The following is a 12,440-nucleotide window of genomic DNA, read 5'->3' as shown; positions in this document are numbered from 1 at the left end:
CCGGCCACCTCCAGGGCTTTGGCAACCACGGTGGTATGCCGGTGCTCCACGCGCGTCAACGCGCAATCACGGCTTCCGATCCAAGGTTCTGCCGATTCTCTTGGAGCACACACGAATTTCGCAATCGCATGGGATTTTGCTGCCGAGGACGGTGCTCTCGGGGGCTTTACCCCCGGGCACGGGCCCCTGTAGGCTCACGCCGTGCTTCCGATGAACGCGGTGCCGCGAAGAGCGGCGAATCGCTCGCGAGCCACGCGCGCGGCGGCGTGGGCCTTCACGCTTTCGACGCGCCTCGCGGCGCCGATCCTGGGCTTCGTTTGGGCGAGCGCGCCGGCTTCGGCCGCGGCCGCGGAGCCAGCGGCGAAGAAGGTGCTGGCCGTGCACGTGGAGGGCCAGGACGCAGACGTGGTGCGCGGGGACATCGAGGCCGCGCTGCCCGATCGGATCGTCGTGGCCACGACGAAGGAGTTTTCCGCAGCGCTGAAGAAGGCGGGCCAGGCGAAGCCGCTCGGCGCCGGCATGACGAACGCGAAGCAACGCGACAGGCTCGTGCCACGCGTGCAACAAGCGGCGTCGATCATCGGCGCGGGCGCGGTGCTCGTGGGCATCGTGCAGAAGGTGCGCGGAGAAAAACGCGTGCACCTCGTGTGGGTGAACGCGGAGGACGACGCGACGCCCGTGGACGAGGCGGTGTCGTTGAAGGGCTCCGAGGAAGAGCGGAGGAAGGCGATCGCGACGGCGATCGGGAGCGCGGTGGAGGCGTACGCGCCGGCGCCGCCGCCCGAGCCGAAGGAGAACACGCCGCCTCCGCCGAGCGAGGCGAAGCCGAAGGAGGAGGAGGAGTCTTCGGCCCGCGTGCGGCATCAAGCGGGCTCGTCGATCGTGTCGGCGGAGGTCGGCTTCGAGCTCGGCGGGCGCGTGTTCACGTACTCGGACGGGATCTCGGGGAACCTGCGGCGGTACGACGTGTACGGCGCGCCCGTCGGGGCCGTGCAGGTCGAGGTGTTCCCGGCGGCGATGACGACGATCCCGGTGCTGCGCGACCTCGGGATCTCGGCGGGGTATGCGCGCGCGTTCGGGCTCGCATCCGCGACGGAGGGCGGCGATCCGGTGGACACGGTCTACCAGCGGATCACGGCCGCGCTGAAGTACCGGATCCCGATCTCGCGGCCGATGGGGCCTGTGATCGGCGTGCTCGGCGGGGTCCGTTGGCAGCAGTTCCAGATCGACGCGCCCGGCGACCTCGGCGCGCAGGTGGCGAACGTGGACTACCTGGCGATCCGCGCGGGCGTCGACGGGTGGATCCCTGTCGGGCCGGTTGCGGTGCTCCTCGGGTTCGAGTGGCTCGAGCCGCTCACGACGGGCGCGGTGTACGAGCGGTTCTCGGGCGCGAAGGTGCATGGGATCACGGCGGCGGCGGGGCTTGCCGTGCGCTTCGAGTCGGGGCTCCAGATCCGGCTCACGGGCCACTACGATCGGTTCTTCTCGGACTTCGATCCCGTGCTCGGCGATGCGTATGTGGCGGGCGGCGCGCTCGACCAGTTCTTCGGCGTCCGGCTCGGCCTGGCTTACATGGATTGAGGAGACGATGATGAACGCGCGCTTCCTTCGTATCTGCGTCGCGGCGCTCGGCGCGCCTCTCGTCGTCGCGCTCGCGGCTGGTTGTCCGGGCACGTTGACCGAGGAGGAGAAGGCGATCTTCCAGGGCGGCGGGGCCTGCCCGGACGTGCCTGCGATGCTCGCGGCGAAATGCGGCACGGCGAACTGCCATGCGTCGGGCTCGACGACGGTGGACCTCGCGTCGCCGAACCTGGAGTCGCGGCTCGTGAGCGTGGCTGGGACCGAGTCGTGCGGGAGCGTGATCCTCGCGAACCCGATCGATCCGACGGGCAGCCTGATCTACGCGAAGCTCGTGGATCCGCCGCCGTGCGGGCTGAGGATGCCGCTCGGCGGATCGCTCAGCGACCTCGAGATCAACTGCGTGAAGCTCTGGATCGAGAGCCTCGATCCGAACGCGGGCCCGGGCTCGGGCGGCGCCGGTGGCATGGGCGGCATGGGCGGCATGGGCGGCGCTGGCGGGATGGGCGGAGGCATGGGCGGCGCCGGTGGGTGAGGACCACCTTCGCTCGGGGTTGACCGCCGGCGAAGGTAAGGGAGCACCACCTTCGCTCGGGGTCGACCACCGGCGAAGGTAAGGCTGGACCACCTTCGCTCGGGGTCGACTGCCGGCGAAGGTGGTCCTCACCCACCCGCGCCGTGCCTACGGACTGCTGCGCGACCCCTTGCATCGACCGCATCGCGGTCGATGCACCAACGGTCCAGGGCTTGCCCTGGTCCGGGTGCAGGGGCGGACAGCCCCTGCTCGGGTCCGGGGTGAAACCCCGGCGCCACGCTCCCCTGCTCCCCTACGACAACACCTTCGCGGCGGGCCGTCGGATCAACACGAATGGCTGCACGATGGCTGCTTGGAAGCGCGCCGTTGCGTCGAGCGACCAGCGCGTGAGCTCCTCGGCTGTGGGCTTCAGGAGTTTGCCTTCGCGGATCCACGCGTCGACGACGGGCACGTCGTTCTTTGCGAGGGCTACGCCGACGTCGAGCAGGTCGAGTGCGTCGTCGACGATGATGACGGCGTCGCGCGCGAGGTGCGCGCGGAGGTCGCTCCAGTGGACGTCCCCGAGGGTCTCGGCGATACGTTCGCGCATGATGGCGAGAGCCTAGCTTTTCCTCGGCTCGGTTCCATCGTAGGCCACGGTTCGTCATGCTGATCCTGCCCGCGATCGATCTCTTCGAAGGCAAGGCCGTCCGCCTGCATCAGGGGCGGTACGATGCCGTCACCGTCTACGACGCGGATCCTGTGGGCCTCGCGGCGACGCTCAGGGGCAAGGTCGAGGCGCTGCACGTGGTTGATCTGGAGGGCGCGCGGGAAGGTCGTCCTGTGCAGAAGGAGCTCGTCCGCACGGTCGTGCAGGCGTTCGGGCCGGGCGTGGAGGTCGGCGGTGGGGTGCGGTCGGCCGAGACTGCGGAGGCGTACCTCGCGCTCGGGGCCGACAAGGTCGTGCTCGGCACGGCGGCGATTCGTGATCTCGCGATGGTGCGCGCGCTGGCGACGGCGCACCCGGGGCGCGTCGTCGTTGCGCTCGATGCGAAGGACGGGTTCGTCGCGGTGGAAGGGTGGGTGCAGACGTCCACACGGACGGCGCTCGATGTGGCGCGGGATCTCGCGGGTGCGCCGGTGGCGGCGCTCCTCTACACGGACGTTTCGCGGGACGGCACGCAGGCCGGGCCGAACGTCACGGCGACTGCGGCGCTCGCCGAGAAGGGAGGGTTTTCCGTGATCGCGTCGGGCGGCGTGGGCACCCTCGAGCACCTCCGCGCGCTCGCGCGTGTCCCGGGCGTGGCCGCCGCGATCGTGGGGCGCGCGCTCTATGAACGCGTTTTCACGCTGGAAGAGGCGATCGCCGCGGCGGCTTCCGTTCCCTGACGCACCCGGTTCGGTACGCGAAACGCCCCGCCTGCCCTTTTCCCGCGGCGATCATCGTGTACCCTTCGCGCCGTGGCCGATCGAGCATCCCCGCCGCGCCCTCCCCCGGGTGATCCCGGGGAGGACTTTCTCTTCCACCTCTACCGCGGCGGCGAGCTCCTGCAGGACAACCGCGTCGTGGAGGCGCGGGTCGAGCTCGAACGAGCGCTCGAGCTCTCGCCCGCGGATCCGAAGGGCCAGGACCTGCTCGGCGTCGCCTACTTCCGGCTCGGCCTCTACCCGCGCGCCGTCGCGATCTACGACAAGCTCGTCCAGGCGTACCCGGAGTCCCTCGAGCCACGCGTGAACCTCGCGCTCTGCTTGCTGAAGACGGGGCAACCCATGCGGGCGCGGCAGGAGCTCGAGAAGGTGGTCGCGCAGCAGGCGAACCACCAGCGCGCGTGGGGCTACCTCGGCCTCGCGCACCAGGCGCTCGGCGATCCGGATCGCGCGCTCCACGCGTTCACGCGCGGCGGTCACGAGGCGATGGCGCGGAGGATCATGGACGCGACCGGCGTGACGCTGAACGGGCAGCGCAAGCCCTCGATGCCGCCGGGGTCGTTCCAGGAGCTCGATCGCACGATGGATCTCAACCCTTCGAGCGCGCTGCCGCAGTCGCTCTCGGCGGGCTGGGACGCGCTGCTCGCCGCGGCGGACGCTCCGCCTGCACGCGCCGCGACGCCGACCGCGAACGCGACGACGACGACGACGAACGGCGTGACGAAGTCCGACTCGCCGCCGCGTGGGCCGCTCTCGCCGACCGATCTCGGCCGGCGCCACACGCTCACGTTCCCGGCGGAGGGGAAGATCGCGGCGCACCCGGGCGGCGTGCTGCTCGTGGCGGCGACGAACGGGTTTGCGGTGCGGCCCTCGCTCGTCCGCTCGATGGCGTACGCGAACGGCCTCCGTCACAAGCCGCTGATGCGCAGGATGCGCGGAAAATCGCTCGAAGAGCCGCTCGGCGGCGAGGGCGACGTGATCGTCGAGCTCGAAGGCCGGGGCGATCTCGTCCTCGCGCCGCCGCCGGAGCACGAGCTCGTGTCGATCAGCTTGGAAGAAGAGCCGCTCTACCTGCGCGAGGATCTGCTCGGTGGCTTCGAAGGGGCGATGAGCTACGAGAACGGCCGTATGCCCGTGGGCGATGGCGAGGCGGTCGGGATGGTGCAGCTCCGTGGCCCGGGCACGCTCGTGGCGCGCCTCAAGGCGCCGATGCTCGCGCTCGACGTCCGTGAGGGCAAGAGCTCCGCGCTGCACGCGCCGAGCGTCCTCGGCTGGATGGGCCGCGTGATCCCGCGCGCGCTCCCCCCGAGCGAGGCGCCCGCCGGCGCCAAGAGTTTTGTCGTCTTCAGTGGCGAGGGCACGGTGCTGCTCCATGGTCGCTAGCGGCTCGAAGGTGGACAAGGCGTCGCTGCGGCAGATCAAGGCCGCGCGACGGAAGACGCTCTGGGAGGACGCGCGGAACGTCCCGAACCTCCTGACGTTCGCCCGGATCGTCATGATCCCGATCGTGCTGATCCTGCTCGGGCGCGGCAGCCCCCACGACTGCTTCTGGGCCGCGGCCGTCTACGCGCTCGCCGCGATCACCGACATGCTCGACGGCTGGCTCGCGCGACGGCAGGGCCTCGTGAGCGTGCTCGGCAAGTTCCTCGATCCGCTCGCGGACAAACTCATCGTCACGGGCACGCTCGTGTGGCTCGTGCCGATGGGGCGGATCTCGGCGTGGGCGGTCGTGCTCCTGATCTCGCGCGAGATCACGATCACGGCGCTGCGCTCGATCGCCTCGTCCGAGGGCATCATCATCGCCGCGGGCGAGGGCGGGAAGACGAAGACCGCGCTGCAGATGATCGGGATCGTGTGCCTGATCCTCGGCTACCCGTACTGGTTCACGATCGGCATCATCGACTTCGGCGTCGTCGACCTCGTGCACGTGGGGCGGCTGCTCATCTACACGTCGCTCGTGTTCTCGTTGTGGAGCGCGGGCCGGTACATGAGCCTCTTCGTGGACGCCATCGACGCGAAGAACAAGGCGGCGTACGAGGGACCGGAGCAGGCGCGGGAAAAATGATAAGAGAGCCGGCGTGATTTCACGCCGTATCTTCCCGGGGTTCGTCCTGGTTGCGCTCGCCGCGGGCCTCGCCTTGGCCGCGTGTTCGAACCAGGGCGTGGGTCAGGCCTGCAGCATCGACAACAACAACACGGACTGCGAGGAAGGCCTCGTGTGCGTGTCGAAGACCGAGCTGCTCGGCGTCTCGGACATCTGCTGCCCACCAACGGGCAGTGACGAACCCGCGTGCACGCCCGGGGCGCTCACGGGCGGCGTCGGCGGCGCAGGCGGTACGGGCGGCACCGGAGGCACGGGCGGCACCGGGGGCACGGGCGGCACCGGAGGCGAAGCCGGCACCGGAGGCACGGGCGGGGTCGGTGGGATGGGCGGCACCGGGGGCAGCGGGGGCTGAGGCCCAGCACGTGCCGACGTCGACCGATCCTCTCTCGCTCCCGTTCGCGCCGAGTGATCTCGACACGCTGGCGGGCGCGCCCGGGCCGATCCGCATGGCAGGTCGGGTGCTCGAGGTCGTGGACGACGAGGTCGTCCTCGCGGACGCGTTCGCGCGCGTGACGATCACGCTCGCCGAAGGATCACTCGTGCCCGCGGATCTCGCGGTCGTCGAGGCCTCGTTCGTCGCGGGCAAGCTCGCGCGGGGCCGCGTGATCGAGCGGCGCGCGCCGAACACGCCGAACGTCTCGCCGGGCGCGGCGAGCGAGATACCGAAGACCGAGACGGAGCGGCTCGTGTTTCGGGGCGTGGGCGGCGCGCTCCGGGCGCGGGCGGAGGCGCTCGCCGAGGTGCGATCGTTCTTCGTTCGCCGGGGTTTCTTGGAGGTCGAAACACCCTCGATGGTCCCCTGCCCCGGCCTCGATCTGCACCTCGATGCGTTTGGTGTGGAGGGTGCGCCCGAGGGTCACCCGCTCTGGCTCATCACGTCGCCCGAGTACCAAATGAAGCGCCTGCTCGCGGGCGGCGTGCCGCGTTGTTTCCAGCTCGCGCGGTGTTATCGCCGCGGTGAGATCGGCAGCCGCCACAACCCCGAGTTCACGATGCTCGAGTGGTACCGCGCCTTCGCGCCGATGGACGCGGTCGTCGCGGACACGGAGGAGCTCGTGCGGTCGGTCGTCTCGAAGCTCGCGGGGACGAGCGTGATCGAGGTCGAAGGGACGCGCGTGGATCTCGCGGCGCCGTTCGAGCGGGTCTCGGTCGGCGAGGCGTTCGCGCGGTACGCGGGCACGAGCGCGGACGAGGCGATCACGATGGCGAGCGCGGACGAGGACCGCTTCTTCCGGCTGCTCGTCGAAGAGGTCGAGCCGAAGCTCGCGCGCCTCGGCCGGCCTGTTTTCCTCGTCGAATACCCTGCCCCGTTCGCCTCGCTCGCGCGCCTCTGCCCGAGCGATCCACGTGTCGCCGAGCGCTTCGAGCTCTACGTGGGCAGCCTGGAGGTATGCAACGGCTTCGGCGAGCTGACGGATCCGATCGAGCAACGCGCGCGCTTCGAGCGAGATCAGGCGCAGCGGCGCGCCGAGGGCAAACCCGTCTATCCGATCGACGAGCGCTTCCTCGCGGCGCTCGCGGAGGGCATGCCGCCCGCGGCCGGCAATGCGCTCGGCATCGATCGGCTCGTCACGCTCGGCCTCGGGGCGCGCGCGATCGGCGACGTGACGGCGTTCCCGTACGCGTGGTTGTGAAGCCGCCCGCGCCGAGCCACGAGGCGCTCCTCGCGCTCGAGAGCAAATACGCCGCGATCGCGGAGCTCCGGCGCGCGCGGGATCGCGGCGAGCCGATCCCCGAGCGCGCCGTGTTCAAGGCCCTCGCCGAGCGCTTCCCCGGCGCGCTGCACGAGCTCGACACCTTGCCCCTCGACGTCGTCGACGCGCGCCTCGCCGCGATCCGAGCGGTCGTCGCGGGCGGCGAGATCGAGCCGTGGATGGCGTGGATGGCGAGCTACCACGCGCTGCTCCGCGCGGGCCTGCACATCCGGATCCGCACGACGAAGGATCGCACTCGCGGCGCCGAACGGGCGAGCGAGCTCGCGGCGGACGCCTCGTCGCACGCGGGCATCGAGGTCGACGTCGCGTTCGTACACGCCACGCTCCGCCCGCCCAAAGGCCGGCTCGTGGGTGTCGTCTACACGCGCCTCGAAGCCCTCTTCGGCGAGCCGGCTTCATCGATCCGCGCAACGCTCTTCCCGAGGCTCCGTGATCGCCGCCCGGAGATCTCGGGCGACGACGAGGCGTGATACCCTCGGCGCGATGAGCGAGCCGGCCGAGAACCCCTACCTGGCTCCCGCGGCAGGTGATCCCCCGAAGCCACGCGGCACGACGCTCGCGGACAGCCGCATCCTCCGCTTCGTCTTCTTCGGCCTGCTCTACCTCGCGCAGGGCATCCCGTGGGGCTTCCTCGCGGGCGGCTATCGCGTCTTCCTGATCGATCGCGGCCTCAGCAACGAGGACCTCGGCACGGTCATGGGGATCGCCTACCTGCCCTGGAGCTTCAAGGTCTTCTACGGGCCGCTGCTCGATCGGTATCGCGGCGGCCGGTTCGGCCGGCGGCGCCCGTTCATCATCCTCGCCGAGATCATGATGGGCCTGCCGCTGCTCGCGCTCGCCGCGGTGGATCCGGGTCGGCTCGGCCTGATCAACGTGCTCCTGTTCGCGCACAACACGTTCGCCGCGCTGCAGGATCTGGCCGTGGACGGGCTCGCGGTGGACATCCTGCCGGCGAACGAGACCGGCCGCGCCAACAGCATCATGTGGGCCGGCAAGACGATCGGCGTCACGCTCGGATCGAGCGGCGCGGTGATCGCGAAGCACATCGGATGGCAGGCGACGTTCGTCGCGATGACCTTGCCGGTGTGGCTGATCATGGTCGTGCCGCTGCTCGTGCGGGAGCGGCCGCCGAGCGAGGACACGCGCCTCGGGCGCGAGGGCAGGCGCCTCGACGTGCCGGAGCTCGTCCGCACGCTCAAGTTCCCCCCGACGCTCGCGGGCTTCCTCATCGCGTTCCTCGCGCCGGCCGGCTTCGCGCTCGTCGGTACGTTCACGACGCGCCTCTACCGCAAGGACCTCGGGCTCTCCGAGGAGGCGCTCTTCCTGCTGAGCGTCGTCGATGCGCCCGCGGGCGTCGTGGGCTCGCTCGTCGGCGGCGCGCTCGCGGACCGCTTCGGCATGCACAAGGCGATCGCCGCGGGCATGGCCTGGATCGGCGGCGTGATGGCGCTCTTCGCGACGCTCTCCGGCTACTGGCCCAACTACGGGTTTCTCGTCGCCTACCAGGCGCTCTTGCAGATCGGGATCTGCTTCTACAGCGCGGCGGCGCTGAAGTTTTTCATGAGGCTCACGAACCCCGCCGTCGGAGCGACGCAGTTCACGGCCTACATGGCCATGACGAACCTCTGCTACTCGTTCACCGCGCGGTACGGCGGATGGATGGCAGATCATCTCGGCTACGGGCGCGCGATCCTCATCGCCGCTGTCGTCCAGGTCGCCGCGATCCCGCTCCTCCTCATCTGCGATCCGAAGAAGGCCGAGGCGCACTTCCGAAGCGACGAAAAAGACGCGCAGACTGCAACGGAGGTGTGAGCTCCGCAGCCTGCCTTTTCCCGCGGAGAGCACACGCGGCGAACAATTCTCCCCTGACGTGAACGCACACATTTCGCAACGATTCGGCCGTTGCGGCGAGGCTTTCGATCAGCCTACATCGATGGCCTCACGCGGGACGACAATCGTTCGAGGTGAAACGAATGCGTAGACGATGGACGTGGCTGTGGGCCGCGACGCTCTCGGGAGCCGCGCTCGCGGCAGGATGCGGCGGGGCCGACGAAGATCTCGGGCTCAGTTCGGGTCCAGGCGTCGGGGGCGGCGCAGGACAAGGCGGATCAGGACAAGGCGGCGCGGGCCAGGGCGGGGCCGGGCAAGGCGGCGGAGGGCCAAAGGGCCCCGCCGATCTGCGCGCCGACGTGAACCGCAACGGCACGATCGATCTCGACGATCCCAGCGAAGATCAGGGCGAGGACACCTGGGACGCCGCACACGGCGCGATTTTCCTCGCCAACATCGACGACGATCAGGACCAGTGCCCCGGGAGCGGTCAGCCCGATTCGCAGCTCGTCGCCTGCAACGACGCCGCGGACACGGTGGTGAACGGCGAGGAAGATCTCGCGGATCTCGCGCGGATCGTGGCCGCGCCGTGGCCGGAGGCGTACGCAGACGCCTCGGGCACGATCACCGTGAGCGCGCCGGAGCAAGTGCAGCTCTTCCGGAAGACGACGTCGGGCTCGTTCGAGCGCTTCGATCCCGCGACGAAGCTCGGCCAGGCGGATCTCGCGGCCGGCGTGGAGCTCGCGATCGAGGCGCGCGACATCGTGCGTGACGCGGCGGTCTGGGACGGGTTCGTCGACGTCTCGCTGACGGTGACGGGCACCGATCCCTCGGGCGCGCCGATGCCGGAGGCGAAGGACACAGTGCGGCTGCGCGTGGCGCCGGTGCTCTTCCGACACCACCTGCACCCGGCGCGCACGATCTACGCGGCGAACGTCCAGGGGGAGTCCTCGTCGACGGCGTTCCGCAACGATCTGAAGGCGGCCATGCAGACCGCGGGCCTCTCCGAGCCGCTCTACGAGCACGCGAGCTCGGATCAGTGGACGCAGGACTACTTCGAGACCGCGTACACGTCGATGCCCGGCCCGGGCGGCAAGCAACACGTGATGCACGTGAACTTCCGCTCGGCGAACCACACGGGCAGCCTGCGCAGCGCAGGAAGGATCGTGTTCGCGCTTCGCGGCAAGGACGTCGGAGGTCTCGCGCAGTTCGATCCGATGCACTCGAACGAGATGGATTCGCTGAACTCGTTCGGCAACCTGGAGACCGTTCCGCCCTACACCCACAACGGCAAGAGCTACCCGAACGGACGGGTGCTGCGCGGCTCGACGCCTTCGTTCTACCCGGACAAGAGCTTCGATCGCATGGTGAGCGCGCAAGGCGCGCAGCCCATCATCTACATCGACACGGAGTGGCTGCTGGTCGGTCACGTCGACGAGACGACGACGTTCGTCAAAGCAAACACGCCACGCGGCTGGGCGCTCGGCCTGAACGACGCCGCGCTCGCAAAGCAGATGCTCGAGGACGCAAAAGCGGCCGGGCACGGCAACGTGTCGATGTTCGTCGGCAAATACTGGTGGGGCAACGCGCCCGCCGAGGTCACGATCGACGAGGTGCTGAACGATCCCGACGTGATGAACGAGAGCGCGTCGGCGGCAGTCGAGGTCGCCGGGCAGCTCGAGGTGCTGAAGCAGGAGACGGGCATCACGGACGCCGAGATCATCCGCATCCCGTTCCTGCACCAGCCGGCGGAGGGCTACTCGGTCGCCTACCAGCCAGGCACGGTGAACGGGATCTACCTCTCGGACACGGTCTTCGGCGCGCCGAAGCCGCACGGTCCAAACATCAACGGAGAGGACATCTTCGAGGCGCAGCTCGTCGAGGCATTCAAGCCCTACGGCATCACCGTGAGCTTCATCGAGAACTGGAACCTCTACCACCGCAACGACGGAGAGGTGCATTGCGGGTCGAACACGACGCGGGTCGTGCCGGAAACGAACCCCTGGTGGGAAGGTGCTCTATGAAGGCGAAGCGTGTCTTGGGGATCGGCATCGTCGCAGCGGGGCTCTTGCTCTCGGCGCTCACAGGCGCAGCAAACGCGGCCGAAGGCGTGTGGATCGGGCCGGATCGGATCACCGCGCAGGATCGAGCGGCGCTCGTCCAGGCGATCGGCGTCGCACGCAAGGAGAACCCCGCGGCATTCGACACGCTCGCGCGGCTGCGCGAGGACATGCCCGCGCTCGACGCGCAGAAGCGAGGCCGGTACGTGCCCGTCGCAGCCATCCTGAAGGGGCTCGGCAAGGACGCACTGCTGCCGATGCTGAACGAGCTCGCGGTGGACGCAAAGCCACGCGGAGACATGAACGACGACGCGTGGCACGCATGGCGCGTGGGCCTCGTGGAAGCCGTGGGCTCACTGCGAGACGGTCGCGCAGCCCCCGTGCTCTTCGCACTCATCGACGTGACGGAGATGGACACGGATCTCGTGCGCGCCGCAGCCTCCGCACTCGGCAAGCTCGGCACGGACGCAGCCGCGCAGAAGCTCGTGGCGCTGGCGAAAAAGGAAGGCCCGAAGCAGAAGGGCGTGCTCGCAGGGATGGGCGATTGCCGAAGGCTCGTGGCAGCCGAGGCACTCGCATCCGCGCTCTCCGCGCACCCAAACGCAGAGACGGCGATCCTCGTGGCGCGATCCCTCGGCGACGTGGGCTCCGCATGGGCCTGGAAGACGCCAATCATCGCGGCGAGCGGCGAGGAAGAGTCCGTGCGCAGGACCGCAGCCCAAGCGCTCGTGGAGTCCTACCTGCGGTACGAAGGCGAGGCGCGCACGGTCATCACGAAGGCCGTACTGATGGTGGATCACCCGTCGACGCCAGCACTCGTGGAAGCCGCGAAGCGCAGCGCTCGCCCAGGAGATCAAGCCGCGCTCGACGCACTGATCGAGCGGTTCAAGAACAGCCCGCTCCACCCCTGAGGGAGGCCGTAGCGCCGGGGTTTCACCCCGGACCCGAGCAGGGGCTATCCGCCCCTGCACCCGGACCAGCGCAAGCGCTGGACCCGGGGTCGATGAACTGCGCAACGCGCAGTTCATCGAACAGGCCGCGGCAAGACTGGCGAGGCCTGGCCCGCCGAGACGGCAGCGCTGCTGTCTCGATGGGCAACGCCGCTCGTGATCTTGCCACGGGCCGTCCGAGAAACCGCGCATCGCGCGGTTTCTCGGCCCTCGGTCCAGGCCGTGCCTGGTCCGGGGTGAAGGGGGCGGACAGCCCCCTTC

Annotated in this window: 12 protein-coding genes; 11 read left to right on the top strand and 1 reads right to left on the bottom strand. The window is 69.7% G+C overall.

What is annotated here, in order from left to right; all coding sequences use genetic code 11:
* The first annotated feature begins 201 nt into the window (after positions 1-201).
* Together QHF84_RS41230 and QHF84_RS41225 are read left to right on the top strand one after the other, a co-directional pair.
* Complete coding sequence (locus QHF84_RS41230) at positions 202-1,581, top strand: hypothetical protein (protein ID WP_281319075.1); 1,380 nt, start codon at positions 202-204, stop codon at positions 1,579-1,581.
* Between the two features lie 7 nt (positions 1,582-1,588).
* Positions 1,589-2,113 carry a hypothetical protein gene (locus QHF84_RS41225; RefSeq protein WP_281319074.1) on the top strand — a complete coding sequence of 175 codons (525 nt, stop codon included), beginning with the start codon at positions 1,589-1,591 and terminating at the stop codon, positions 2,111-2,113.
* Between the two features lie 292 nt (positions 2,114-2,405).
* Here the strand turns inward: QHF84_RS41225 and QHF84_RS41220 are convergent, their stop codons facing one another.
* Positions 2,406-2,702: a DUF2288 domain-containing protein gene (locus QHF84_RS41220; RefSeq protein WP_281319073.1), complete on the bottom strand. Its 297-nt coding sequence runs from the start codon at positions 2,700-2,702 to the stop codon at positions 2,406-2,408.
* A 56-nt stretch (positions 2,703-2,758) separates the two neighbouring features.
* Between QHF84_RS41220 and hisA the strand changes: the two genes are divergently transcribed.
* The 9 genes from hisA (at position 2,759) to QHF84_RS41175 (ending at position 12,140) form a co-directional block, all read left to right on the top strand.
* Positions 2,759-3,481: a 1-(5-phosphoribosyl)-5-[(5-phosphoribosylamino)methylideneamino]imidazole-4-carboxamide isomerase gene (gene hisA / locus QHF84_RS41215; RefSeq protein ID WP_281319072.1), complete on the top strand. Its 723-nt coding sequence runs from the start codon at positions 2,759-2,761 to the stop codon at positions 3,479-3,481.
* Between the two features lie 72 nt (positions 3,482-3,553).
* A complete protein-coding gene (locus QHF84_RS41210; RefSeq protein WP_281319071.1) occupies positions 3,554-4,903 on the top strand; it encodes a tetratricopeptide repeat protein in 1,350 nt (449 codons plus the stop codon).
* Entirely contained in the window at positions 4,893-5,585 is a 693-nt protein-coding gene (gene pgsA / locus QHF84_RS41205; RefSeq protein ID WP_281319070.1) for a CDP-diacylglycerol--glycerol-3-phosphate 3-phosphatidyltransferase, read from the top strand. The genes QHF84_RS41210 and pgsA overlap by 11 nt, the downstream gene beginning before the upstream one ends.
* A 13-nt stretch (positions 5,586-5,598) precedes the next feature.
* A complete protein-coding gene (locus QHF84_RS41200; protein WP_281319069.1) occupies positions 5,599-5,976 on the top strand; it encodes a hypothetical protein in 378 nt (125 codons plus the stop codon).
* Positions 5,977-5,986: 10 nt separating this feature from the next.
* Complete coding sequence (gene epmA, locus QHF84_RS41195; RefSeq protein WP_281319068.1) at positions 5,987-7,258, top strand: EF-P lysine aminoacylase EpmA; 1,272 nt, start codon at positions 5,987-5,989, stop codon at positions 7,256-7,258.
* Positions 7,249-7,809: a hypothetical protein gene (locus tag QHF84_RS41190; RefSeq protein WP_281319067.1), complete on the top strand. Its 561-nt coding sequence runs from the start codon at positions 7,249-7,251 to the stop codon at positions 7,807-7,809. Before epmA ends, QHF84_RS41190 begins: the two co-directional genes overlap by 10 nt.
* Positions 7,810-7,822: 13 nt before the next feature.
* Positions 7,823-9,151 (top strand): MFS transporter, encoded by a 1,329-nt coding sequence (locus QHF84_RS41185; protein ID WP_281319066.1) that lies wholly within the window; start codon positions 7,823-7,825, stop codon positions 9,149-9,151.
* A gap of 161 nt (positions 9,152-9,312) precedes the next feature.
* A complete protein-coding gene (locus QHF84_RS41180) occupies positions 9,313-11,193 on the top strand; it encodes a protein-arginine deiminase family protein (RefSeq protein WP_281319065.1) in 1,881 nt (626 codons plus the stop codon).
* Positions 11,190-12,140: a HEAT repeat domain-containing protein gene (locus tag QHF84_RS41175; protein ID WP_281319064.1), complete on the top strand. Its 951-nt coding sequence runs from the start codon at positions 11,190-11,192 to the stop codon at positions 12,138-12,140. The genes QHF84_RS41180 and QHF84_RS41175 overlap by 4 nt, the downstream gene beginning before the upstream one ends.
* The last annotated feature ends 300 nt before the right edge of the window (positions 12,141-12,440 follow it).

The organism is Polyangium sp. y55x31 (assembly GCF_029946505.1).
Lineage (GTDB): Bacteria > Myxococcota_A > Polyangia > Polyangiales > Polyangiaceae > Polyangium.
This window is presented reverse-complemented; position numbering and strand designations above follow the sequence as displayed.

Bases quoted from the DNA above. Each gene is read 5' to 3' on its own strand.
- QHF84_RS41225 (WP_281319074.1), top strand. From the start codon at position 1,589: ATGATGAACGCGCGCTTCCTTCGTATCTGCGTCGCGGCGCTCGGCGCG.
- QHF84_RS41220 (WP_281319073.1), bottom strand. From the start codon at position 2,702: ATGCGCGAACGTATCGCCGAGACCCTCGGGGACGTCCACTGGAGCGAC.
- hisA (WP_281319072.1), top strand. From the start codon at position 2,759: ATGCTGATCCTGCCCGCGATCGATCTCTTCGAAGGCAAGGCCGTCCGC.
- pgsA (WP_281319070.1), top strand. From the start codon at position 4,893: ATGGTCGCTAGCGGCTCGAAGGTGGACAAGGCGTCGCTGCGGCAGATC.
- QHF84_RS41185 (WP_281319066.1), top strand. From the start codon at position 7,823: ATGAGCGAGCCGGCCGAGAACCCCTACCTGGCTCCCGCGGCAGGTGAT.
- QHF84_RS41180 (WP_281319065.1), top strand. From the start codon at position 9,313: ATGCGTAGACGATGGACGTGGCTGTGGGCCGCGACGCTCTCGGGAGCC.
- QHF84_RS41175 (WP_281319064.1), top strand. From the start codon at position 11,190: ATGAAGGCGAAGCGTGTCTTGGGGATCGGCATCGTCGCAGCGGGGCTC.